A 23,844-nucleotide genomic window follows, 5' to 3' on the forward strand; every position below is an offset into this window, starting at 1 on the left:
CAAAGCCGCAAGCTGGAAGACGGGAAATTCAGGCCGCTGCGGCAGCTCGGAAAACCTTAGCGTACGATTTTTTCCGAGTTCTGCGGGCTCCCCTACTTCGGATTGGGGCCGGCATGCACGGTGCGCACCGGTACGACGAAGCGCATGCCATCGGCGGAGGCGACCTCGCCGCCACCCCAGACTTGGGCCAGTTCCAGTTGGCTTTGCGCTCCGACCAGGATGGCGTTAGCCGCTGACAGGGTGTCGTCGCGGATATAATTCTGGCTGACCCAGGACAGCCGGTCACGGCGCAGCGCCGGGTTGTCGGTGCGGATCAAGGGCTCCAGGCCGGTGTTGCAGGCCCCGCCCAACAGCACCGCGCAGAGGCTGGTGACCAGGTTGTCGGCGCGTGCATTGCGTTCGGAGACATGGGTGAAGGCCTCGGAAAAGCCAGTGCGGGCGGCGATTTCCAAGAGGATTTCCGGCAGATCGACACGCGGCATCAGGTCAGACACGGCCGCCCGCAGTTGCAGCAACGAGCAGGGCTCGTCCAGCTTGTCCAGCGCCCCGAGCGACAGTTCGGTCTTGCCCTCGGTGTTCTCGCTCAGTTGAATCGCCGGGTTGTCGGGCAGGCGCGCGGCTACTGCCAGCCAGGTTGCATCCAGCTCGACGGACAAGGCGTCCAGGGTGGTTTTGGCGTCGATGGTCAGGCCCAGTGACCGGCAGATGATCGGTCGCGCCGCCAGCCATTCGGCACCGTCGAGCAGGCCAAGGCGCGGGTCGGCATAGCGCCAACTGGGCGAGACGAAGACATCGCGGCGGCGCAGGGCCGTGCGCAGCGCATCGAGCGTGCAGAACACATAGGCACCCATGTCGAGGGAGCCATCTTCGCGGGTGATGTGCTTCTGCCAAGCCTTGGCCACGATCTCCTGCGGCGCGTCATCCTCTGGCTTCCGGCGCGGCAGGTTCAGTTGCAGCCACTCCAGACTAGCCGCCACGCCCTTGCCGGCCGGGCTGAAGCCGAAGCGGATGTGCTTGAGCAGGTCGGGCAGGAAGCGGCGCACGCTGCGGTAGCGCGCTTCCAATGCAAGAAAATAGACGTCATCTACCGGGCGGATCAGCGCGTTGACCTCTTCCAGGGCCTTTTCCAGGGTGGTCCTCGGCAGGTCGTTGAACAGCCGGGCGCGCACGTTGTCATCGCTGATCGAGCTGTCCAGCACGACCTTGCACGCGGCGGCGAGCGTCGCGGCCGACCGATCCAGGTCTTTCAGGCTGCGCATGCGGGCTTTCTTGTCGGCCTTCTCCGCGTTGCTGAACAGGTCGCGCAGCAAGGCCTCCAGGACTTCCAGTGCGTCGTCGTGCGCAGTCGCCTCCAGGCAGAGTGCGAAGGCCACCAGTGTCGCCATCCGCCGCGACGCCGGCAGCCGATTAATCGCGGTGACCTTGGCCGTGTTGGCGAAGCGGGCCAGGGCGGCGATACGGCTGGGAGGGATGTGCGCCGCCGCCGGCAAGGTGATGCCGATGCCGCGCACGTCATCGAGCCGGCGCAGTGCCCGAATCAACGCGGGGCCACTGACCATGACCGGGCCGGAGCGCAATTGATCCAGCCGGGAGCTGCGGTTGCCTTCGGCCACCGTCAGCAAGTCTTGCAGTTGCAATCGCTGTTCCTCAGTCACGCTGCGGCCCAGCGTAAACCAGAGGCGTTCTTCGACCCGACTGCGCAACTGGGCGATAAAGCGCTCTAGTTGAGACACACCAGGCAGGAGGACTTTCTGTGTGAACAGCCACGAGGTGGCTCGCTCAAACAGCACTCCCGGCCGGTCGGTGCCCGTCCAGCAGAGGGCATACAGCCAGCGGCTCAAGCGAAAGCCGATGCCCGGATCGGTGAAATGACGATAGCCAAAGCGGTTCTGAATATCGGTGGCATGTATCCAGCGGCGATGATCGCTATAGCGCTGGAGGCAGTCGGGGTCTGGAATCGCCAGTTGTCGGCAAAGCACCTGCAGGACTTCCACCGGCACGGCGGCGGGCTTGTCCGGCAGAACGCCAACGAAGCGGACGGTGGTCAGCAGAACGGCATAACCCAGACGGTTATGGTTACCCCGCAGCACCTGGATGGCTTCACGGTCTTCATCGCTCAGGTGGAAGTAACGTTCCAGCTCTTCACGGCTGGGCGAATCAACATAGCGGCCAAAACCGTCGCGTTGCTCTTGAGTCAGAAAACCGACCGGCATTGATCACAGCACCTCGACGCAGAACACGGCGGGCGTGACGATCCGCGTGCGTTCGATGTGCCCGCGTTGCAGCAGGCCGGCGCGGCGATCACCGGTTACCAGGTAGTCCGCATCGCCCGCCAAGGCCATGGCCAGCAAAAACGAGTCATCCGGATCATCGGCTTCGACCTCGATGGTCAGGCGCTCCAGTACCACAGCCCGTTGCAGGTTATTGATCATGGCGCCCACCTTGGCGGGCTGTAGGATGGCCTGAAGCTTGGGATAGCGGCTGGCTCGACGAATTTCATCGAGTTGCATCCGCGAGGTCACCACCTCGAAACGCGCCGCCCGCCAGGCACGGTAGATCGCATCGGGCGCGCCATGTGGCGAGATCAGGGCGCTGAACAGGATGTTGGTATCCAACACGACCCGCATCAGCGCTTACGTGCCCAGTCGAGCGCTTCGTCAACCGCGTTGGTCAATTCTGCCTCACTCAGATGGGCGTTAGCGGCCTTGGCCTGCTCAGCGCTCAGCTCCAGGATGTGTGCCCGTACCGCTTCTTCGATGAAGCGCGACAGGTCGCCCTTACGGCCGCCGCCCTGGCTGGCCAGAAACATCCGAAGCGACTGGTCGGTGTCGGCCGAGACGGCGACATTCCAGCGAATGGTATTCATAGCGTTCTCCGCTAATAGGTGTTTGTGTGTTTATACGCCAATCACAAAGGGCGATGCAATGGTTCGACAAAACGAAGGTTTTGCCGAACTCTATCGAGGAATGGCTCGGTTCGTTAAGCTCCCCGCGCTACGGTTCAAATAACTGGTACGCTTAATCAAAGTTCAACTATTACTAACGTAGTCGAGTAAACAGTACTTTTGATGAAGATCGGTTATGCGCGAGTGAGCACTCGGGATCAGAAAGCCGACCTACAAGTCGATGCCCTGAAACAGGCCGGGTGCGAACGCATCTACCAAGACATCGCCAGCGGCGCGAAAAGCGCCCGGCCGGAGTTGGACAAACTGCTGGCCAACGTGCGGCCGGGTGATGCCGTGGTGATCTGGAAGCTGGATCGCCTTGGGCGTTCCCTCAAGCACCTGGTCGAGTTGGTCGGCGAGCTGGCAGAGCGCAAGGTCGGCTTACAGAGCCTGAATGACCCCATCGACACCACCCACGCCCAAGGCCGCCTGGTGTTCAACCTGTTCGCCTCGCTGGCGGAGTTCGAGCGCGAGCTGATCCGCGAGCGGACTCAGGCGGGTCTGTCGGCCGCACGGGCGCGTGGCCGGATCGGTGGCCGTCCCAAGGGCCTGCCAGCCAAGGCTGAGGCCACCGCCATGGCGGCCGAAACCCTCTACCGCGAAGGTCGCCTGAGCGTCAGCGCGATCGGCGAGAAGCTGCACATCTCCAAGAGCACGCTGTACAGCTACCTGCGCCACCGTGGTGTCGAGATCGGCGCGTACCAGAAGAGCGCCAGGTCACGCGACCAGCAGCCTTCGGCCGCGTCGCCGGCAGAGCCGCCCGCCGCCGAGCGGGTGGCCACCGTCACCCTGCGCCTCGCGGTGGTGAATAACAGCAAGTTCGTGCGCGGCCGGAAGCGGGCCACGGAGAACATTGAGCGCTACTGCCTGGAGCCCTATGGCATGAAGCGGCTGGATGCCGGCCACTATGAGTTGACCATTCCGTATCGGAGCGACGATGAGCTGGACAAGAGCGTGCATGACCTGCTGACCGAGATCAGCCAGGAGGCCGACATGCGCAACTGTTTTGTCGAGATGGGCGCCTGGGAAGAAGACACCGAAAAGCGTTGGTAGGGCTTACGTTGGTTTTTGGTTCCATTGCTCCCCAAACCCCTTCTCCTACAGGAGATTCTTGTTGTGCTGAGGATGAGTCTGCCCCGTGCGCCGGTGGCGACGAGCAGGGCAGAAGGTACGAAGGGGCTGGAATCCGGTGATATCAAAAAAGTGCAAATCGCTTGGATCAGGAAAGGCTTTCGCGTACGGCGCCATTCCTGGCGACTTGCATGGCGCACCAGAGGAATCCCAGGCCGGAGCCGAGGTACACGGCAATCAGCCCCCAACCGAGCACATTCATCAGCCCGGCCAGTTGCACCTGGACCAGCAAGGCCACGACGGAACAGTCGACTGCGGTCAGAAGCAGCGCGTTGCGCGCCGGCAGGTCTGAGTTGCTGCGGACGAACCACAGCTCGATGGCGATCCCCAGGTAGACCAGGCCCAGAATGCGGCCCAGCAACGTGCCGGCGTCACCCAGCACCAATCCCGTCCACTGGAAGATCAGGTTGGGGTCGAAAGCCAGCAGCAGGGCCAGACCGACAGTCAGCACGCTCTTGGGGCGAGTGAAGAGAGTGATGTTCATGACTAGCTCCTGTTCTGCTGTTCGAGGAAGCAGATGATGTTTTGCCGATCGTCCTGCTTGCGCAGGCCGCCAAACGCCATCGCGGTACCCGGCAGGAAATTCATCGGGCCGCTCAGGAAGGCATCGAGCTTTTCCGCGTTCCAGGTGAAGCCGGCCTGCTCCAGGGTCGGCGTGTAGCCAAAGCCCTGCGCCGTACCGACCTTGCGGCCATACACGTCATGCAGACGCGGACCGACCTTGTGCTCCGCCAGCGAATGGCAGGCGGTGCACTTGGACTCGAACAGCTTTTGGCCGGCCGCGGCATCGCAAGCCGCCGCGGCCGTGCCGGAGATGGCGCAGAGGCCAAGGGCGAGAAGGAAACCAAGCTGCTTCATCCCAGCAGCTCCTTGACGAGCAGGGCCGCCTTGCCGCCCCCGCCGATGGCGCCGTCGATGAATCCGCGCCAACCCTCGCCGTGGTCGCCCTGGGCGAAGAACATGCGGCTACCCGGAGCCTTGCCGAAGTGATCGGCATACTTGCCGTACCAGCCGGGTCGGTAGCTGGCCCAGGTTCCCCGGCTGTAGGGGTCGAGGTTCCAGTCGTAACCGAAGCAGTCTTCCACTTCCATTTCCGGGAAGAAGGACTGCATGACCTGCTGCACGGCGTCCCGATCCAGGACGTCGAGCTTGGCGGGATCGTCGCCAAAGCCGATGAACAGCGTGTGGTCCTCGGCCTTGGCGTAGGTGAACACCACATTGAGGGGATGATCCGAGTCGGCCAGACCATACAGCTTGCCTTCCCCACCGACCTTGCCCTTGACCTTGATGACCGCCTTGACTCCGGTGCCGGCGTGCCGTTCGTGAGCGGCCTCGATCAGCTTGGGGTCCAGCGCCGGAGAGAACTCGATGTTGGGCAGCACGTTCATCGGCAGCGCCAGGACCACGCTGCCCGCCACAATGCGCTCACCCTTCTGGGTGGTGACGACCACGTGGTCGCCCTTGTCCTCGACCTTCTTCACCGGCGTAGACAGCCGCACTTCGGGCTTGCCGTCTTCGATCATCGCGTTGATCAAGCTGATGGTGCCGTCCTTGAAGGTGTAGCGAGTGAGCGAGTCGTTGAGGACCGACAGGTTGTAACCCGGCAGGGCCCACCAACGTGCCATCTCGTTGTAGGAAACCTGGTCAGAGGGGCAATGGGACATACCCACCAGATACGAGTCCACGGCAGCGCGATGCACAGGGTTGAGCTTCAACTGGTCGAGGCGATCACGGGCACTCAGGCTGTCCTGCGCCATGAGCTTGTTCCAGCGGAAGCGGGAGTCGTAGGGACGTTCCCAGATGTCGCGAGCGTCCGCGAAGTAGGTATCGAACGCTTGCAGCACCGGCAGCAGCTCTTCGCCAGCAAGTTGCGTCCGCTTGCCTTCCGCCAGGATCACCATGGTTTCCAGTGACGATTCAGCGCGTTCCGGGGATTCGATGACCTTCAGGCCATAGCGCTGGGTCTCGGCCCAGACGAAGGGCTGGGTCCAGTGAATCCAGGTTCCGCCCAGCTCCACCTTGTGGCCGGCGAACTCGGTGCTGAAGGTGCGACCGCCAAGGCGATTGCGCGCCTCCAGCACCAGCGTCTTGTAGCCATTCTTGCGACAGTCACGGGCGGCGGTGACACCGGCGAAGCCGCCGCCGATCACCACCACGTCGTAATCGCAACCCGCGGTCTTGCAGCCTTTCTGTTCAGCGCCCATGGCATTTGCCATGACCCCTGCGCCTGCCACCACAACCGCGCCAGCCCCGGCGCCACGCAGGAAACCACGACGACTGACGCCCTTGGCGTCGTCTTTTTCATCGGCCATCGACCCACACCTCATTTGTCATTGTTCTTGAAGTGAAGGGCGCAAGAAGCTGCCAGCTGAGCGATGTACGTCAGCCTGAAGTCACGCCCATCTGCGGGGATAAGCTATGCGACGCCCCCAGGCGCAGGCTTGGCAGCTCATGACAAAATCGTTGGCAGCGGATGACAATCCGCTCGGAAGGTGGGCGGCTCGATTCAGGATCGGCCGCGTTGGCGGAACTGCTGGGGAGTCAGTTGGGTCCAGCGGCGGAAGGCTCGGCAGAAGGAACTGGCTTCGGAGTAACCGAGCAGCAGTGCGATCTCCGTCAGGCTGTAGTCGGATTGCATCACATAGCTCTCGGCCAGGGAGCGGCGCACATCCTCCACCAACTGGCTGAACTCGACGTTCTGCTCGGCCAAACGCCTCTGCAATGTACGAACGCCAATCTTCAGGTCGCTGGCCACCTGCTCCAGGCTGGCACAGCCACTGCTCAGGCTGCTGGCAATGTGGTGGGCGACCTGGCTGAGCACGTCTGTCGACGCCGCCCGGCTTTGCCGCTGCTGTTCAAGGAAGGGCTCGAGGGCCTGGAACAGGCGCTGATCGGCGGTGCGGATTGGCATGTCCAGCAACTCGCGTGAGAAGTACAGCCGATTGTCCGGCTGCTCGAAGCGAATGGGACACCCAAATACCTCGCGGTGGGAGGCCAGGTCGCTGGGGGCCCGATGCTCGAAATCCACTCGAACAGGTGACAGCTGCGGATTCCGGGTCACCTCACGAAGCAGGTTGAGGATGGTGCAAATGGTGAATTCCGCATCCTGGCGACGCTGCACGATGGACGCGTCGGTGACCCGATAGGCCAGGCTAATCCGCTTGCCGTTGTCCTCGAAGTCCAGTTGCGTGGCCTGGGTCAACACCACCATGAAGCGGCTCAGGCTCCGCAGTACCAATTGCATGGAAGGGGCACAGCGTATGGCATGGCCATAGGCACCGAGCTCACTGCTCTCAGTGCGCATGGCCACCTCCAGGCCAATGGTCGGTGAAACCTCGCTACCAAGCACCTCCCAGAGGGCGACGTACTTTGTCACTGGAATTTCTGATTCCGGTGCGCTGAGAATCTGCTCGCGCAGTCCGACAGCAGCGAGGTGCGGGCGAAACAACTCTGCGTTGCGACGGAAGAAGCTTTCGGCAAGGACGGTATGGCAGCTAGACGACGGCATTGAACGCCCTGGGATGTTGGTGCTGATGGAAAATTGACCCACCCTGCCGATTGAAATTTGACCCAGGGCGGATTGCTGATTTCTATATCAGCAACTGTGGATAAGTCTATCAGCGCAGCTGCTTTAAAATCCCTTCCTTTCGATCGCCCCAAGTGGCGACTGAAGACCTGCCACATGTCGTCATGCAGCAGGCCATCCTTTCCCTAAAATCAAAACGGTTCGTCGTCCACCGGCTTCTGATCGTCCTTGCGTTTTCGCTCCCGTGATTTGATCTTTGCCTGAGCCGCCAAGCTGCTGTGTTGCAGGCGGTAGGACTCGTTGCCCGTTTCGACGATGTGGCAGTGGTGCGTAAGCCGATCCAGCAGGGCGGTGGTCATCTTGGCGTCGCCGAGCACGCGCGACCATTCTGCGAAGCTCAGGTTGGTCGTGATCACGACGCTGGTGTGCTCGTACAGCTTGGACAGCAGGTGAAAAAGCAGAGCACCGCCAGCCTGACTGAATGGCAAGTAACCCAGCTCATCGAGGATGACCAAGTCCATGCGCAGCAGTGCTTGGGCGATGCGCCCGGCTTTACCGTCATGCTTCTCGCGCTCCAGCAGATTGACCAGGTCAACCGTGGAGTAGAAGCGCACGCGCTTGCCGTGCAGAGTGATGCCGGACACGGCTAGCGCGGTGGCCAGGTGGGTCTTGCCGGTGCCCGGCCCGCCGATGAGTACCACGTTCTGTGCCGTGTCGGTGAAGGCCAGGCTGGCCAGTTCCCTGATCAGCCGTGCGTCGGCGCTGGAGGCGCTGAAGTCGAAGCCAGCCAGGTCACGGTGCATGGGCAGCTTGGCCATGTTCATTTGATGGCTCACCGAGCGCATGGCGCGATCCGCATGCTCCTGTTGCAGCAGGTGTTCGAGCAACCATTTCGAGGAGGCTAGGGCCGACTCACCCTGCGCCGTCAAGTCCGCCCAAGCATTGGCCATGCCGTGCAGGCGCAGCTCTTTGAGTTCTGCCATGAGATCACGCATGACGGATCTCCTCGACGCTGCCGCGTAAACGGTCGTAGCGCGCCGTGTTCGCGACAGGCGCTTCCTTGAGCTGCAAGTGAGTCTCGACGGAGGGCGGTGGCTCGGTCGCTGTCAGCCGCGCCACGACATTCAAGACGTGTTCGGCGCTCAGGGTGCCGGCTTCGAGTACCAGTTCAACGGCCACCAATACGGCATCGAGTCCGGCGACGGGTACGGCAGCCAGGACTTGCGCCATGATCCGGTCACCGCCGGCATGACGTGTCAGGCCGTGTTTGAGTTGCCGCAGTGGTGTTGGTAGATCCGCAAAAGGAGCGCCATTGCGCAGTGCGCCCGGCTTGCGCTCGATCAGCGGGATGTAGTGCTGCCAGTCATAGTTGACCTGGTCGCGATCCAGCAAGCGCGCGTGGCTGGCAATCAATACGTCATCAGCTACCACCTCGATCCGCGTCGGATACAGGCGGCAACTGAGCCACTTGCCGGCGTACTCACAGGGTACCGAGTAGCGGTTTCGTCCCATGCTGACCAGGCAGGTGCTGGAAACCCGCGCCGCACGCTCGACGTAACCGTCGAAGGGCGCGGGCATGGGCATCATTTCGGCCCGCTCCAACTCCAACACCTCAGCCACGCTCAGCCCGCTGTATTGCGGGTGCGGAAGCTCGCTCCAGAGTGCGCGGCAGCGCTGCCCGAGCCAGGCATTGAGTTCCTCGAAGGAGTGGAATTGACGGTCTTGGGCGTCCAGCCAGATACGCCTGCGACTGTCCTGCACGTTCTTTTCGACGATGCCCTTTTCCCAACCTGAGGCAACGTTGCAGAAATCCGGATCGAACAGGTAGTGCGCGCACATCACCGCGAAGCGCGCATTCACCGTGCGGCCTTTGCCCTTGTTGACCTTGTCGACGGCCGTCTTCATGTTGTCGTAAATGCCTCGGCGTGGCACGCCGCCTAAGGCGCTGAACGAGCGCGTATGCGCGTCGAACAGCATCTCGTGACCTTGGCTCGGATAAGCCACCAGCCAGAAGGCACGGCTCGCGCACAGCTTCAGGTGCGACACCTGCATGCGCCGGTAAATGCCGCCGATCAGCAAGCCTTCCTCGCTCCAGTCAAACTGAAACGCCTCGCCAAGGGCAAAGGTCAACGGCACAAAGGCGTGCGCTGCCTTGCCCTGATCCCCGCGCCAGGCACGGACAAACGCGGTGAGCTGGCTGTAGCCACCGTCATAACCCTCGGCTTTGATTTGTGCCAGCAGCGCCTTGGCACTGCGCCGTTGTTGCTTGGGACGCAGCGAGTCGGCTTTAAGCGCCTGCTCCAGCGTGCCGTGAAACGGACTCAGCTTGTTGAAAATGGCCCGGCGCAGGTACACCGGCTGCTTGGCTTCCGGCGCTCTGACCCACTTGCGAATGGTGTTGCGCGCCAATCCGGTGCGCTTGGCTATCTCATGCAACGACAGCTTGTCGCGGAAATACATCCGCCGAATTTTGCCCATCATTTCCATACTGATCACCCTGTGTTCTCCTGCTCATAAATTGAGCAGGAGCAGTTGAGCACCTGGGTCAGTTTTCGATCGGCAGAACAGCCTCTACTGGGTCAGTTTTCGGTCAGCGGCAACACAGTGATCAACGCCAGCAGCAGGCCGTTGAACAGCACCAGCTTGAATCGCAATGACAACCTGGCGAACAAGGTACGCATCGATGCACTCCAGCCATGCAAGAAGACACGCGCCCCTTAAGAGTTCGTCGAGTATCTCAACGAGCAAACAAACTGCGGATGCGCGTACTGTCGAAGGGATGGCGTCGGTGCTATTCGTCATCGCCCTCCGACAAGGGCCATGACAAGGGTGACCGACGCGATGCGGACTATTGAGGTATTACCCCTGCCGCCCCAAACAGCAGCAGATGTCCTTCAGTGAGCGGCGCCAATGCGGAGATGTTCAGGCGGTCCTCACGCTGAGATGCGTTGAAGCGCTCCACCTTTGTATCCGAGAGCGCTACCAGCCCCCCATTGCCGACCAGCGCGACGCGGCCATCGGCCAGTTGAGCGACATCGGTGATCGCCTCGACCGTACCGCTGCTCAGTTCGCGCCAGCGTTTGCCAGAACTGTCGCCGAGCAGCACCCGCCCGCTCATGCCGACCAGCAGCGCTCGACCATCACGCAGCCCGACACCACTCCACAGAGAGCCGCTGACGCCGGTGTCGAGTGATTGCCAGCTGGCACCGCGATCAGCAGAGCGATAGGCGTTCCCCGCCTCAGCGGCGATTAACAGGCTGCCATCACGGGTGGCGAAGATATGGTTGAGGTGATAGTCGTCACCATCGGCACCCACGCTCAGTCGCTGCCAGCTCTGCCCGCCATCCTGAGTCTGCGCGGCGTATCCGTATGCCCCAACGACGATGCCGTGCTGGGCATTCTCGAACCACACCGAAAGCAATACCGGCTGCTCCTCCAGGAGTTGCTGCAGAGCCCAGGTTTCACCCCCGTCTTCGGTATGCAGCAACACCCCGCCATGGCCAACCGCCCAGCCCTGCCGCTCATCGATAAAGCTCAGGGCAGTGAGCAAGCCGTCCACCGGCACGCTGCTGGCCTGGCGCCAGGTCTCGCCATCATCGGACAACACGACAATGCCATGGTCACCCACGGCGACCAGACGCCGGCCCACCTGGCTCACCGCGACCAGTGGCGCATGCTGTGCGCTCTCCAGGGCGATAGCCGGAGCCTGCGCGTCAGCAGCCCACACATTACCGGTCACAGCCAATGCCAGGGCCACCAGCGGGAACTGCAGAAAACGAATCGCGAACATCATGCATGCTCCTCTATCAGTGCGCGATCAGGGGAGCACGCACCGGCCCCCGCCGCGGAATCAGGATTTCCAGTACCACGGCCAGCGCTGGCAACAGGGTGATGGCCATGATCATGTTGGCCATGAACATGAAGGTGAGCAGCAGGCCCATGTCGGCCTGGAACTTCAGCGCCGAGAATGACCAGGTGGCGACGCCGACGGACAGCGTCAAGGCGGTGAATACCGTAGCCACCCCAACCTCGCGCAAGGCTTGCTGGAACGCGCTGACGATGTGCTGCCCTGCGGCGAGATGCATCTGCAAGCGGTTGTAGATGTAGAAGGCGTAATCCACGCCGATGCCCACGGCAAGCACCATCACCGGCAGGGTGGCCACAGTCAGGCCGATATCCAGCTCCTTCATGAACCAGTAGCCGAGGAAGGTCGCCAGGGTCAGCGGCAGGCAGCAGGCGATCATGGCGCGCCAGTCGCGGTACACCAGAAACACCAGCAGCACGATGGTCAGGTAGACGTAGAGCATCATCGGCAGCTCTGAGGTCTCCACAATCTCATTCGTGGCTGCTTGTACGCCGGCATTGCCGCTGGCCAGACGTACCGTCACCCCCTCCAACTTATGTTCGGCCCGATAATCCTCGACCGCCTGCACTACCTGTTTCAGGGTGCTGGCCTTGTGGTCGGTGAGATAGAGGTTGATCGGCAGCAGTGTGCAGTCTGCGTTGTACAGGCGCAGGGCCTCGGGCACCTGGCGAACCGCTTCGCCTAGCGACAGCTCATCCAGCGGCAGCGCTGCCCACTTGGGGTTGCCTTCGTTGACGCCGGAGGCCGAAAGCTTGGTCAGCGCCGGCAGGGACTGCGCCGAGAGCACACCGGGCACATTGCCAAGATACCAAGTCAGGCGGTCGACATAGGCCATCACATCGTTGCGGTAGCAGCCGCCTGCAGGGGTTTCCACCGCCACGGTGAACAGGTCCAGGCCCAGGGCAAAGTGGTTGACCACACTCTGCACATCCCTGTTGTACTGAGAGTCTGCATGCAGCTCCGGCGCCCCTGGCAGCACATGCCCTACATGGCGCCCCTGGCTCTGCCATACCGCCAACGCCATCAGCGCTAGGCACAGCAACGTGCCGATGGCCGCATTTCGCGGCTCGGCGATACGCCCAAGGCTGACCATGGCGCCATCACGCCTGGCTCGCAGCCTTTCGACACGCGCCACATAGGCCTTGTCGAAGCTGAAATAACTGGCCAGCACCGGCAGCATGATCAGGTTGGTAATGATCTTGTAGGCCACCCCCACCGAAGCGGTAATGGCCAGCTCGCGGATCATCGGGATGGGCACCAGCACCAGGGTGGCGAAACCGACGAAAGCCGTGATCAGTGCCAGCGTGCCGGGGATGAACAGGCCGGTGAAGCTGCGCCGCGAGGCGGTCATGCCATCTACCCCGGTGCAAACTTCCTTGGAGATGAAATTGACCTGCTGTACCCCATGAGACACGCCGATGGCGAACACCAGGAAGGGCACCAGAATCGCCAGAGGATCGAGGCCGAAGCCCAGCAGAGTGACGGTGCCGAACTGCCAGACCACCGAGACCAGCGAGCAGAACAATGGTAGGAAGGTCAGCCGCCAGGAGCGGGTATACCAATAAACCGCCAGCGCGGTGAGTACGAAAGCCAGGCCAAAGAACTCCACCACGCTCTTGGCACCGGCACCGATATCCCCCATCTGCTTGGCGAAACCAATGATCTGCACGTCGTAGTTGGAGTCTGCGTATTTGCTGCGCACCTCGTCTTCCAGACGCTGGCTGAACTCCAGATAGTTCAGGCGCTTGCCGGTTTGCGGATCCGGATCAGCCAACTCCGCTACCACCATGGCACCGGAATGATCGTTGGCGACCAGGCTGCCGACGAAGCCACCGATGATGGTGCGCTCACGAATGCCAGCTATGGCTTGGTCGTCCAAAGTGCCTACCGTGACATCACCACCTACCACGTCCTCGGCCTTCATGCCCTCCTCGGTGATCTGCACCGCACGGGTATTCGGCGTCCACAGCGAGGTCACGCTGCGCCGGTCGATCCCCGGCATGAAGAACAAGGTCTGAGTCAGGTCGTACAGACGGGTCATCGCCTGCTTGTTCCAGATATCGCCCTGCTTGGCATGCAGCACCACGATGACGCGGTTGGCACCGAACAGCACATCGCGGTACTGGTTGAAGGTCTTGATGAAAGCGTGCTGTTGCGGAAGCTGCTTGTCGAAGCCGGCCGACATTTCCAGGCGTGACGCAAAGCCGCCCATGATCAGGGTAATGACGGCCAGCAGGCCAAGAGTCGCCAGACGATGGCGAAAGAAAAAGCGCTCGAGCGCCGACACCAGGAAAACCAACATGGAATGCCTCGATACAACGAGTGTCGCCAACGGCAAGCCGCGCAAGAGCGCGCACGGTTTGCCGCCAGCGAACTTGGGCTGGATTAGAACGAGTAGGAAATATTGCCGCTGAGGAAGTCGCGATCAGCCATCAGGTTGTTGTCGCCACCGCCCCAGTACTGCACCCACTGCAGGCCGCCCTTCCAGCGGTCACGGTAGTTGAACAGCAGAGAGGTGGTCAGCGACTTGCGACCTTCGACAAACGGCATCGCATTCGGCGTGGTGCCGTTGACGTCGTGACTGAAGTCCAGCTGCGGAGTGACGGTAACGCCGCTGTCGAAGAGGTTGGGATAGTTCATCCCGATCTCGGCCACATAGCCCCAGGACGTTTTGTTTGGTACCGAGTAATCGGGCAGGAAGTAAGGCACCTTGCCGCTGGTATCCAGTCCCGGGTAATGGGTTACCACTGCTTCGGCCATGATGAAGCCCTGGGAGGCCCCCAGTGCGCTGGGGATAAAGCCAAGCGGATCGCTGGCCGAGAAGGTGTAGATGGCATTGATGTCCGCCTGCCACTTTTCCTCTTCGACAAAGCCCTTGTTCACTCCGGTATCGAACACGCTGTACTTGTTGTAGCTACCGGTGAGCCCACTACCGAAGGGAACGGTGGGGTCGATACCGACACTGTCATCGGGACGATAGGACAGCTCGCCCGCAACAGCTACCGGGCCCACCATGGTGCTCATGGAGAGACCGAACAGATCCTTGTCTTCGCCGTAGTTGATGAAATAGTTGTCCACCACCAGGTTGTTCGGATTGCTCCGCGCGGTGTAGCCCACGAAAGGTGTCTTGTCGTGGTAGCGCTGGTAGAAGAGGCCAAAGTCGGTGCCGATGCTCTCCGCGGTCCAGCGCAGTGCCACGCCATACTGGCCGCTGTTCTTCGCCTCACGCTCGCCGGCGTAGGGAATCGCCAGACCAAAAGCCACCAGATCGGCATCGCTCAGACCACTGATACCGGGGGCACCGCACTGACCGGTTGGCGTCAGATCGGCGCAAGTGAGTCCGAGCAGCGGGCCATAGATATTGTTCACGTAGTTCGTCGGGTAGTAGATCGGGCGACGCCCCTCTCCCGCTATATCCGCCGAGGAGAAGTAGGTTCCCACCGGATCGAGCGAGTAGGCATTCCACTTGAACTGGTAATACCCCTCCAGGCTCAGCGTCTCGGTCAGCCCGATATTGAAGGAGGCCATCGGTGCCGGGATGAACACCTCCTTCAGCTGGGTTCCAGGCGTGTGGTACTTGGGCAGGCTGAGGGCGTTGATCTGGTTGATGCCGCCGGGCACGAAGATCTCGGCGCCCCAGCTGATTACCTGGTTGCCCACTTTGACCTTGGCGGGCATCTCGCCGATATCAAAGCTTTTCGCTACCCACAGGTCGAGCAGATCGAAGCGCTCGGTGGCATCGCGCTCGGCCTGGTCGTCCAGTTCCGTGGTGCGCACGTTGTCCATCTTGAAGTCTTTGGCCCAAGCCACCCGACCCAGAGCACTCCAGCCATCACCGAAGCGCAGACTTAGTTCATGAGTTCCCTTGAGCACGTGAGAAAACACATCGTGTTTGTCGTAGTTCAGGTTGCCGTCATCGGCATTGCTGTAGTTGATATCGGCGTTCGCATAGCCGTTGCCACGCGACAGGTTGTAGTACCGACCAAGCTCGTTGTTGGTGCCGGGATTGCACCCACCACTGTCACCACCGAGTAAATGACAGTCGGGAGACTGCAAACGGGTGGCGAAACCATATGACAGCGTGGAGTCGAAGCTGCCGGATATCCCTTCCTCACTGCCGAACAGAACGGCGTAGCTCGGCTGAGTCCAGAGCAGGCCAGATGCAAGCGCGATCGACAACGCCAGAGGGTTATGCAGGCACGGCTTTGCCTGCAGCGCAGCCGCGCCGCATGTTTTTTGCTTTTTCATATTGTTGTGCTCCGGACCGGTCAACGCTCGCCGCGACGGCGCAGCTCGTTGGAGTTGAACATCTTGTCGCTCACACGCCCTTGCAGCCCTGCGCCGAGATCGAGCGACAGGCCTTCCTGAGTGAAGCCGTCGGCGATGTAACGGCGGGCGATCAGGTCGTAGCTGACGTACTCGAAGCTTGTGCAGGCCTGGATCTCGGGATCGGCCCACAGGCTGCCCTCCTGCACGCGCCAGAGATTGCCCTTGGCGTCGTACATATCGACATGCAGCAGGCTCCAGCTATCTTCGTCGAAGAAGAACACCCGCTTGGCGAAGGAGTGGCGCTTGTCGGCCTTGACGGTTGCCTCGACCACCCACACGCGGTGCTTCTCGTAGCGCTGCACGTCGCGATTCAGGTAGTCCTGGCCGATCAGTTGCTCATACTTGTTGGACTTGTCGACCAGCTTGTACGAGTTGTACGGCACCAGCATTTCCTTCTTGCCGACCAGCTTGAAGTCGTAACGATCCAGAGCGCCGGTGAACATGTTGATCTGGTCGACGAAGTACAGGTTGTCCGAGCCGGCAATCGGATTGTCGTAGGCGAAGGAAGGAGCCAGACGAACACGACGCTGTCCGGGGAAGTAGATCCACGAGCTCTGCGCCTTATCCAGGAAGGAGTGCACCAGATACATCTCGCCCGCCCGGGAAGAAGGTGACAGTACGTCATAGAGCAGCTTGGCCTCGATTCCGCCGGTATCGCTCGGGTCCCTCACAGCAGCATCGTTATAGGGATAGTACTCATGCGCCCATTGCCGAACCTCGGTCAGCGCGCCCCCCTTCTCACGAAGCAGGATCGAGACCTGCGCACGCCGCCCCTTGGCCATGTAGCGCAGCTTGTAGTTCCACATCACCTCGATGCCACTCTGCGGTACCGGGAATGGCACAGCGGCGCCGACAGCCTGCTCCAGGCGCCAGCCATCGCTGCCAATACGCGCCTGGCCGGCATACGCCTTGGAGCGCTCAGCCACTTCGGAAGGAATCGCACAGCTGCGGTGCGTGGGATAGACATCCAGGCGGTAACCCGGATAGGTCTTGATCAGCGCGACCTGCCCTTCCGGCAAAGAATTCTGGTACTTGGCCACATTGCTCGCGTCGATAGAGTACAGCGGCTTTTCACTGGCATATGGATCTCCTTTCCCTCGCGACCATCCAGCAGGGGCTTGAATCAAGCCGCCACTCCAGGCGGGGATGCTCCCATCGGCATTACCGGCCTTCTCTGCCCCAATCGGGGTTAGCTCACTCCCGAGCTTACTCAGGTCAGGCGAGGTTGCCGCCTGCAAGTGACTGGTACCAAGGAGCGCCAACAGCGCACCACCCAAAAGTGAAAACTGGAGGTTTTTCATGAACTTCTCCTGGAGGGAGCTTTTTTGTGGTTATTGGGAAGCAGTTCGATGTGGCCTAGAAAAGCCGGGGAATAGCGGATCTGTCTTGAGTAGGTGCCAAGGGCCGATGGCGTCGAAGCGATGCAGGTGTTGCTAACCGTTCGGATGCGTTGCACTTGCTGCTAGGTGCAGATAATTGAGCGCCACTCCAGGCGTGAACCTTATTGACGGCCATTTGCCTACCTCTCGTTGATTTTCTTGTTGTTCGAGTAGGTGATCGGGATCGGATGGGAAAAGCGGGCTGATCAAAAATCCAGCCCGAAGCGTTCCGACTCACCTGGCTGGAAAAGTATTCAATGCCACTCAAGACGGATTGCCCGCGCATGCCAGAGTCATTGATATCTGATGCCAATCGGGCCTGAGCACAGGCTTGGAGGTAGGAGCGGAACGATGAGGGAAGAGAGTCCGTACGCGGCCCGCATCTTGATCGGTCAGCAGTCGACTGCCAACACAGCAGGTCAGCGGTAGCGCAGCCGATGGCCCCGATGCCCTATGGATTGATTACCAGCAATGGCCCGCCTCTTGCTTGCCACGCACCTAGGCATAAGCAGCACTCAACTGAGCGATGCATGCCGAGTCATCCAATCGAGAGTAAGATGTGGAAGGCGATTACCCTCAGGGGTAAGTCTTCAGCATAAGAACAATCACCGACCGAGCCGCCCCTGACAGCGGGCACTAGGCCAGGAAAGGGATAGAAGTAAAGGCTGCAGCACAATGAAATCCGGCCGCACAGTGGTTTCCGAAAACTTCTTCCGCAGATTCAAGGAAGTGTTTGCCCCCTATCTATCCATGCTTGACGTCGACTCTCGCGTCTTAGAGCGCGCAGACATAGAGATACCCGTCGAGCAATATCTAGCTCTATGGGAAGCTGCGGGAAAGGTCAATCCCAATGTTGGGCTTGAGCTCGGCATGCAGTCCGAGCCAGACGACATCGGCGCACTCGGCCATGCCATACACTGCGCGACAACGGTTGAAAAAGCACTGCTGACACTTCAGCAATTCATCATCGTCTTCGCCCAAGAATCGAATATAAAGCTGGAGTTCGATAGTCGAACGATCTGTATTGAATACGGTGTTACCTATCCCACCGTCATCTCCAAACGCCAGGACTCGGAGTTCGCCATTGCCGCCATCTTGCGGCAGCTTAACTTGATCACCGCTAGCACCATCCGCCCCACTCGCGTTGACTTCGCACATAGCAAGCCTGCGGACATATCGGCGCATAAACTGCTGTTCCAATGCCCGATCCACTTCAATCAACCGGCCAATCGAATCTGCCTCCCCATAGAGACTTTGCAACTGCCAGTGGCTCACGGTAACGAGCGGCTGTACAAAGCCCTTGAGCCTTATCTGGAAAAAGAGCGCCAAGTACGCACCGTTACGGATGAACTACTGCCGCAAATCACCCGGATAGTCGCCGCCGAAATGAGCAGCGGGGCCCCTTCTATCGACGAAATATGCGATCAGTTGAACCTGACCCGGCGTACGCTCCAGCGTCGGCTGAAAGAGCATGGAATCGAATTCTCAACGCTGATTGAAGATGTCCGTCGAGAGCTCGCCCTCTCGTACATGAAGGAATCGAACTACTCCATGACGGAAATCTCTCTACTGGTGGGCTATTCAGAATCGGCCTCCTTCACCCGAGCCTTCCGACGCTGGACCGGACAATCGCCCCAGCAGTATCGCGCGGCCCACCTGGCTTCCTGACCCCCCTCGGTTTGGCACCCGCTGCCGGAAGAACTGGCACTGCCAGACAATCTCCCGCGCTCGCGGAGCTCTATGCTGATCCTGTGACGGCGCCCCAAGGTCATCAGCCCCATCGCCATTGGCATTCCTGAGACCTGCGCGCCATGGCTGACGAGCGACCTTCTCTCAGCAGCCCCAGCCCAGCCAAATGATCACTGTGAGGGGATCTGCGTGAGTAGCATCGAACAATCGTGGGACGTCATCATCGTCGGAGCGGGCGTGTCTGGCCTCAGGGCCGCACTCGACCTGAAAAAAGCAGGCCAGCAGGTCTTGGTGCTTGAGGCTAGGAACCGAGTGGGCGGGCGCTCGATGCCCGGTACCGTGGCCGGCCACACAGTCGACTTTGGCGGCCAATGGCTTGGTGCTGATCACCACTTGTTCCGTGAGCAGGCGCAAAGCCTTGGTGTCGGAATCTACCCTCAGCATACCGAGGGCAACAACCTGGTCAGCCTGGATGACAGCATCCAGTCCTATGGTTCGCAGGTGCCCAAGTTGCCCTGGTCCTCGTTGCTGAGCCTGGGAATCGCTGATCAGATCTTACAGCATGACCTGCGACGGCTCGGACACCTCGCACCATGGCAGGCTGATAACGCCGCCGAACTCGACAGGGAGTCGCTCGAGGCCTGGATCGACAGAAAGGTTCACACCAAAGCCGCCAGAGGCCTGATACAACTGATCGCCAAGGCCATTCTGTGCGCGGAACCCTCTGAGGTGTCCTACCTCTTCTTCCTGGAGGTACTGCGCCAAGGTCATGGGCTGGAAACGATGATCGGAGTGAAAGGCGGCGCTCAGCAGGACAAGTTTGTCGGCGGCGCCTGGCAAGTACCTAAGCGCATGGCCGACCTGCTCACCGAACAGATACGACTCAATTGCCCGGTGCACGCTATCGAGCAGGACACCCAGGGCGTGCGCGTGCTCTGTGCCCAGGGCACGTTCCATGCTCGACGGGTAATCATGACAGTGCCCCCGGCACTTGCTTCCCGCATTAGCTATGAACCTGCGCTACCGGCCAAACGGGCCAGCCTGATCAGGCGCATGCCGATGGGCTGCGTGATCAAGATTCATGTGGCGTATCCCACACCCTTCTGGCGCTCTCGTGGCCTGAGTGGTGCGGTGATTAGCCCTAATCGCGCGCTTAGCATGGTCTTCGATCAAACGCCGCTCAATGGCGAGGTCGGGATACTCGTCGGCCTTATCGAAGGCGAACATGCCGTTGAGCTCAGCGAGATTGGGCCCGATGCCCGCCGAGCGCGCGTCATGGCTGATCTTGTGCACTACTTTGGCGCTGACGCGGCCCAGCCACTGGAGTACGTGGACCACGACTGGATTCATGAGACCTGGACAGAGGGCGGCTACGGGGCCCACATGCCACCGGGAGTCATGACGACCTACGGCGAGGCCATTCGCGAGCCGCATGGCCGCATTCACTGGGCAGGGACTGAGACCGCCACGGAGTGGATGGGCTACTTCGAGGGCGCCATGCAGTCCGGCATCCGAGCCGCCAGCGAAGTGCTCGAAGCCGAGCGCCAAACAGCCGCCTAAGCCTCCCCCAATCCTTCTGGGGCGTGTCGGAACGGCCGTCCCTCCCCTCTCCTCGTCCCGTGCCGATCCAACGCGAACGTATTGGCACGATCTGCTGAAAAGACTGGCACTGCCGGACAATTCCAACGCCAGCCGCACCGATACCCTCCCGACATCACCACTGCATCTCTGAGCGCACGCGAGGCGGCGCTTCAGGGGCAACTGCATCTGCCCAGCGTCAGGAGACACATCGCAATGAACACCGCAGCCCAGATTGGCCATGCCTTAACTAGCGAAGCAGAGGCTGTGCGTATATTCACCTTGCAACGGGCCGCGCATCGCGAACATCCCATCCCCAGCCTGGAGATTCGCCGCAAGAATCTCAAGCGTCTGGAAATGATGCTGCTGGAGAACCAGGACGCCATCTGTGCAGCCATCAGCCAGGACTTCGGCAACCGCGCCCACCAAGAAACCAAGTTGCTCGAACTGTTCCTGACGGTCGATGGCATCCGCGACTGCCACAAGCGCTTGTCCAAGTGGATGAAGCCGCAACGCCGCAACGGCTCTATTTGGTTCTTCGGTGCCCGTAACTCGGTGATTCCCCAGCCCAAGGGCGTCGTGGGGGTCGTAGCCCCCTGGAACTACCCACTGTTTCTGGTGATGGGGCCGGTAACAAGCGCACTGGCAGCGGGCAATCGCTGCATGGTGAAAATGGCCGCGAACTCTCGTCATCTCTGTGCACTGCTACAGCGCCTTGTGGCTCAGAATTTCGACGAGCACACCCTGGCCATCGTGCCTGGTATCAGTGGCTCGGTCTTCTCAAGCATTCCCTTCGATCACCTGATCTTTACAGGGTCGGCCGAAACCGGGCGCTGGGTCATGCGGGCCGCGGCCGACAATCTGACACCAGTAACGCTTGAGCTGGGCGGAAAATCCCCGGTGATAGTCGCCGAGGACTTTGACCTAAAGACGGCGGCCGCGCGGATTCTGCAGATGAAGACGGTCAACGCAGGACAGACCTGCGTGGCACCGGACTATCTGTTCGTCCATGAGAGCCAGCTGGAGGCATTCGTAGAGCACTGCCGCGCCATCACCCCCCAGCGCTACCCGTCGCTGCTGACCCAAGACTACACCTCGATCATCGATCAGAGCGCTTATGGGCGGCTGATGGAGTATCTCGACGACGCCGAAAGCAAGGGCGCTCAAATCATCAATCTGCTGCCCGGCAGCATCGGTAACGAAGCCGTCCGCAAGATCGCCCCGGTCCTGGTGCTAGGAGCTACCGATGACATGCGCGTCATGCATGAAGAGATCTTCGGCCCGATTCTGCCGATCAAGACCTATCGCAACCTGGATGAGGCGCTGGACTACATCAAGAACCGGGATCAGCCGTTGGCCCTCTACCTGTTCACCAATCAACGCCAGCTACAGAAACGGGTAGTAGCCCTGACGCAGTCCGGCGGTGTCGGGATCAACGACTGCGGGCTGCATGCCGCCCAGCATGACCTGCCGTTTGGCGGTGTCGGTGCCAGTGGCATGGGCCACTACCACGGCTACGAAGGCTTCCTTGAGTTCTCCAAGCTGCGCCCGATCTTCAAGCAGTTTTCGCGCCCGGCATTTCCGCTCCTGTATCCCCCCTACGGAGCGCTCTTCGACCGGCTGATTAAGCTGATGCTCGGGCGCTAACCCGCGACCTAAGGCTTGTTGCAGGCCCCTGCAGCAAGCCCTGATTACCAGCAACCCTCCAGCACTGTTGCTCCGCAACTTGGCATAGCCACCAACAAAGAGAATGAAAGGCATGACCGCTATCAAAGACTCGCATCTGGAAAACCAGTCCTTCTGGCAACATGACTACGGCCACTACTCGCCTAACGCCGCACTCACGCAGAACCTGAATGCGGATGTCGCCATCATTGGGGGCGGATTCACCGGCCTAAACACCGCCTGGCAGTTCAAGAAAGACAACCCCAATGCGCGCGTGGTGGTGCTGGAAGGCGCCATCATCGGTTTCGGCGCCAGCGGTCGGAATGCCGGATTCAGCACCAAGCTCTTTGGCCTAGAGCCTGAGATGGTGCTGCTGCGCTGGGGCAAGCAGAAGATGATCGATGCCCACCACTACCTCAAGAAAGCTGTAGCGCATACCCAGAACCTGATTGAGACCCACGGTTTTCAATCCGACTACTGCCATACCGGGATGGTCAGGATCAGCTACTCGCAACAGCAGTTGGACCGCATGAAGAAAACTTATCAGCTGCTCCAGGATCTGGGCATTGATGGGGATCTGACCTGGCAGAACAGAGACCGGATTCGCCAGGATTTCCACTCCGAACGTTTCATCGGCGGCATCTACGAAACCGACACGGCTCATCTCAACCCCTGCAAACAGGTTCGCGAACTCAAGCGCCTGGCGGAGTCGGCAGGGGTGGAAATCTATGAGGCCAGCCCTGTCACTCGCATCGAAAGGGCTGCCACGGCAATTACAGTCGCGACTGAAAAAGGCCGCGTGGTCGCCGACAAAGTCGTGATCGCAACTAATGCTTACTCGCGCGAGGTGCCGGATAGCCGCACGCTCAAGGCCCGGCAGTACCCGCTGTGGACCTACCAGATCGTCACAGAGCCGCTCACCGCCGCGCAGTGGGAAAGCATCGGCTGGAAGGACCGACAGTCGTTCGGGGATAACCGGCAGATGCTGCATTACTACCGCCCGACCGTCGACGGGCGAATCGCCATGGGTGGTGGTGATGCGATCGTGTACAAAACCGGCGCGCTGGTTGAGACGCCGTCTGCGATGAGCTGGAAGCACTGCGAGGCTCACCTGAAGTGGATCTATCCCCAGCTGAAAGATGTCCGCATCGACTACCGCTGGGGTGGACCTGTATCGGTCAACGTCGACATGGTTCCTGAAATCAGCTTTGTCGATGACGAGCGCATCATCTACGCAGGGGGCTGCTTCGGTCACGGTGTTGCACTGACCCACCTCAATGGGCGCACCATTGCTGACCTGCTCAACGGCCAGAAGACCGAGCTGACGGACTTCTGGATCGTGAACAGAAAATCCATCTCCATGCCGAACGACACCCTTTCCTTCCTCGGTGGCCGCGTCGCCCGCCAGGCGCTCAAAGCCTGGGACTGGTGGGAGGAGCGCAGCTTGAAGGACATTTGAGCGATCTCCGATTCATCTATTTTCTCCAAGCACTGTGGACTACCCCTGCACCTGTAGTGGATCCCGCCCCGATGTAGAGGGCCTATGTACCGAGTCTTCTGGATCCTGTTTCTGCTGCTGGCTAGTCACCTTGCTCATTCAGCTTGCTCGCGGGAAATATTGGTTCCGTTCAGTGAGCTCGGTGTGGACCAGTGGCAAAGAGAGGGAGTCCGCGCCGGACTGTCCATCGAATATCTGGAAGAGGTAAGCCGGCGAAGCGGATGCCGATTCGCTTACACG

General features: G+C 60.7%; 17 protein-coding genes and 1 pseudogene. 5 read left to right on the top strand and 13 right to left on the bottom strand.

Annotated elements, in window-relative coordinates; all coding sequences use genetic code 11:
• Positions 1–95: 95 nt before the first annotated feature.
• The 3 genes and pseudogenes from A9513_RS00010 to A9513_RS00020 form a co-directional block, all read right to left on the bottom strand.
• A pseudogene (locus A9513_RS00010) lies at positions 96–2,213 on the bottom strand (Tn3 family transposase); the annotation flags it as partial.
• Positions 2,214–2,216: 3 nt separating this feature from the next.
• On the bottom strand, positions 2,217–2,627 hold the full coding sequence (locus A9513_RS00015) for a putative toxin-antitoxin system toxin component, PIN family (RefSeq protein ID WP_003150546.1): 411 nt from the start codon (positions 2,625–2,627) through the stop codon (positions 2,217–2,219).
• Positions 2,627–2,866, bottom strand: coding sequence for a ribbon-helix-helix domain-containing protein (locus tag A9513_RS00020; protein WP_003089107.1), 240 nt, complete (start codon positions 2,864–2,866; stop codon positions 2,627–2,629). Before A9513_RS00020 ends, A9513_RS00015 begins: the two co-directional genes overlap by 1 nt.
• A gap of 201 nt (positions 2,867–3,067) precedes the next feature.
• Here A9513_RS00020 and A9513_RS00025 point away from each other — a divergent pair, with 201 nt between their 5' ends.
• A complete protein-coding gene (locus A9513_RS00025) occupies positions 3,068–3,997 on the top strand; it encodes a recombinase family protein (protein ID WP_003150544.1) in 930 nt (309 codons plus the stop codon).
• A 166-nt stretch (positions 3,998–4,163) separates the two neighbouring features.
• On the opposite strand, the gene A9513_RS00030 is transcribed toward A9513_RS00025, so the two are convergent.
• The 10 genes from A9513_RS00030 to A9513_RS00075 all read right to left on the bottom strand — a co-directional run bounded on the left by A9513_RS00030 (position 4,164) and on the right by A9513_RS00075 (position 17,096).
• Entirely contained in the window at positions 4,164–4,559 is a 396-nt protein-coding gene (locus A9513_RS00030; RefSeq protein ID WP_023082849.1) for a hypothetical protein, read from the bottom strand.
• Positions 4,560–4,561: 2 nt separating this feature from the next.
• Positions 4,562–4,933, bottom strand: coding sequence for a cytochrome c family protein (locus tag A9513_RS00035; protein WP_023082850.1), 372 nt, complete (start codon positions 4,931–4,933; stop codon positions 4,562–4,564).
• On the bottom strand, positions 4,930–6,387 hold the full coding sequence (locus A9513_RS00040; RefSeq protein WP_023082851.1) for an NAD(P)/FAD-dependent oxidoreductase: 1,458 nt from the start codon (positions 6,385–6,387) through the stop codon (positions 4,930–4,932). Before A9513_RS00040 ends, A9513_RS00035 begins: the two co-directional genes overlap by 4 nt.
• A 194-nt stretch (positions 6,388–6,581) precedes the next feature.
• Positions 6,582–7,583 (bottom strand): AraC family transcriptional regulator, encoded by a 1,002-nt coding sequence (locus tag A9513_RS00045; RefSeq protein WP_023082852.1) that lies wholly within the window; start codon positions 7,581–7,583, stop codon positions 6,582–6,584.
• A 209-nt stretch (positions 7,584–7,792) separates the two neighbouring features.
• Positions 7,793–8,596, bottom strand: coding sequence for an IS21-like element ISPst3 family helper ATPase IstB (gene istB / locus A9513_RS00050; protein ID WP_003117254.1), 804 nt, complete (start codon positions 8,594–8,596; stop codon positions 7,793–7,795).
• Complete coding sequence (gene istA / locus A9513_RS00055) at positions 8,589–10,088, bottom strand: IS21 family transposase (protein ID WP_126543471.1); 1,500 nt, start codon at positions 10,086–10,088, stop codon at positions 8,589–8,591. Before istA ends, istB begins: the two co-directional genes overlap by 8 nt.
• Before the next feature lie 361 nt (positions 10,089–10,449).
• Positions 10,450–11,394, bottom strand: coding sequence for a YCF48-related protein (locus A9513_RS00060; protein WP_023082859.1), 945 nt, complete (start codon positions 11,392–11,394; stop codon positions 10,450–10,452).
• Positions 11,395–11,407: 13 nt separating this feature from the next.
• Positions 11,408–13,768, bottom strand: a complete 2,361-nt coding sequence (locus A9513_RS00065) for an RND family transporter (RefSeq protein ID WP_023082860.1) — start codon at positions 13,766–13,768, stop codon at positions 11,408–11,410.
• Positions 13,769–13,851: 83 nt separating this feature from the next.
• On the bottom strand, positions 13,852–15,714 hold the full coding sequence (locus tag A9513_RS00070; RefSeq protein WP_023082861.1) for a DUF1302 domain-containing protein: 1,863 nt from the start codon (positions 15,712–15,714) through the stop codon (positions 13,852–13,854).
• Positions 15,715–15,734: 20 nt separating this feature from the next.
• Positions 15,735–17,096, bottom strand: coding sequence for a DUF1329 domain-containing protein (locus A9513_RS00075; RefSeq protein ID WP_023082862.1), 1,362 nt, complete (start codon positions 17,094–17,096; stop codon positions 15,735–15,737).
• A 753-nt stretch (positions 17,097–17,849) separates the two neighbouring features.
• Here A9513_RS00075 and A9513_RS00080 point away from each other — a divergent pair.
• The 4 genes from A9513_RS00080 to A9513_RS00095 all read left to right on the top strand — a co-directional run bounded on the left by A9513_RS00080 (position 17,850) and on the right by A9513_RS00095 (position 23,565).
• Positions 17,850–18,842 carry an AraC family transcriptional regulator gene (locus tag A9513_RS00080; RefSeq protein ID WP_023082863.1) on the top strand — a complete coding sequence of 331 codons (993 nt, stop codon included), beginning with the start codon at positions 17,850–17,852 and terminating at the stop codon, positions 18,840–18,842.
• Positions 18,843–19,052: 210 nt separating this feature from the next.
• On the top strand, positions 19,053–20,423 hold the full coding sequence (locus tag A9513_RS00085; RefSeq protein WP_023082864.1) for a flavin monoamine oxidase family protein: 1,371 nt from the start codon (positions 19,053–19,055) through the stop codon (positions 20,421–20,423).
• 234 nt (positions 20,424–20,657) lie between these two features.
• Positions 20,658–22,088: a coniferyl aldehyde dehydrogenase gene (locus A9513_RS00090; protein ID WP_023082865.1), complete on the top strand. Its 1,431-nt coding sequence runs from the start codon at positions 20,658–20,660 to the stop codon at positions 22,086–22,088.
• Positions 22,089–22,200: 112 nt separating this feature from the next.
• Positions 22,201–23,565 carry an FAD-binding oxidoreductase gene (locus A9513_RS00095; protein ID WP_023082866.1) on the top strand — a complete coding sequence of 455 codons (1,365 nt, stop codon included), beginning with the start codon at positions 22,201–22,203 and terminating at the stop codon, positions 23,563–23,565.
• Positions 23,566–23,844: the final 279 nt, after the last annotated feature.

It is taken from the genome of Pseudomonas sp. AU12215 (genome assembly GCF_001675465.2).
Classification (GTDB): Bacteria; Pseudomonadota; Gammaproteobacteria; order Pseudomonadales; family Pseudomonadaceae; genus Pseudomonas; species Pseudomonas nitroreducens.

Excerpts from the sequence above, each read along its gene's own strand:
- A9513_RS00015 (WP_003150546.1), bottom strand. The coding sequence starts at position 2,627 with ATGCGGGTCGTGTTGGATACCAACATCCTGTTCAGCGCCCTGATCTCG.
- A9513_RS00020 (WP_003089107.1), bottom strand. The coding sequence starts at position 2,866 with ATGAATACCATTCGCTGGAATGTCGCCGTCTCGGCCGACACCGACCAG.
- A9513_RS00025 (WP_003150544.1), top strand. The coding sequence starts at position 3,068 with ATGAAGATCGGTTATGCGCGAGTGAGCACTCGGGATCAGAAAGCCGAC.
- A9513_RS00030 (WP_023082849.1), bottom strand. The coding sequence starts at position 4,559 with ATGAACATCACTCTCTTCACTCGCCCCAAGAGCGTGCTGACTGTCGGT.
- A9513_RS00035 (WP_023082850.1), bottom strand. The coding sequence starts at position 4,933 with ATGAAGCAGCTTGGTTTCCTTCTCGCCCTTGGCCTCTGCGCCATCTCC.
- A9513_RS00040 (WP_023082851.1), bottom strand. The coding sequence starts at position 6,387 with ATGGCCGATGAAAAAGACGACGCCAAGGGCGTCAGTCGTCGTGGTTTC.
- A9513_RS00045 (WP_023082852.1), bottom strand. The coding sequence starts at position 7,583 with ATGCCGTCGTCTAGCTGCCATACCGTCCTTGCCGAAAGCTTCTTCCGT.
- istB (WP_003117254.1), bottom strand. The coding sequence starts at position 8,596 with ATGCGTGATCTCATGGCAGAACTCAAAGAGCTGCGCCTGCACGGCATG.
- istA (WP_126543471.1), bottom strand. The coding sequence starts at position 10,088 with ATGGAAATGATGGGCAAAATTCGGCGGATGTATTTCCGCGACAAGCTG.
- A9513_RS00060 (WP_023082859.1), bottom strand. The coding sequence starts at position 11,394 with ATGATGTTCGCGATTCGTTTTCTGCAGTTCCCGCTGGTGGCCCTGGCA.
- A9513_RS00065 (WP_023082860.1), bottom strand. The coding sequence starts at position 13,768 with ATGTTGGTTTTCCTGGTGTCGGCGCTCGAGCGCTTTTTCTTTCGCCAT.
- A9513_RS00070 (WP_023082861.1), bottom strand. The coding sequence starts at position 15,714 with ATGAAAAAGCAAAAAACATGCGGCGCGGCTGCGCTGCAGGCAAAGCCG.
- A9513_RS00075 (WP_023082862.1), bottom strand. The coding sequence starts at position 17,096 with ATGAAAAACCTCCAGTTTTCACTTTTGGGTGGTGCGCTGTTGGCGCTC.
- A9513_RS00080 (WP_023082863.1), top strand. The coding sequence starts at position 17,850 with ATGAAATCCGGCCGCACAGTGGTTTCCGAAAACTTCTTCCGCAGATTC.
- A9513_RS00090 (WP_023082865.1), top strand. The coding sequence starts at position 20,658 with ATGAACACCGCAGCCCAGATTGGCCATGCCTTAACTAGCGAAGCAGAG.
- A9513_RS00095 (WP_023082866.1), top strand. The coding sequence starts at position 22,201 with ATGACCGCTATCAAAGACTCGCATCTGGAAAACCAGTCCTTCTGGCAA.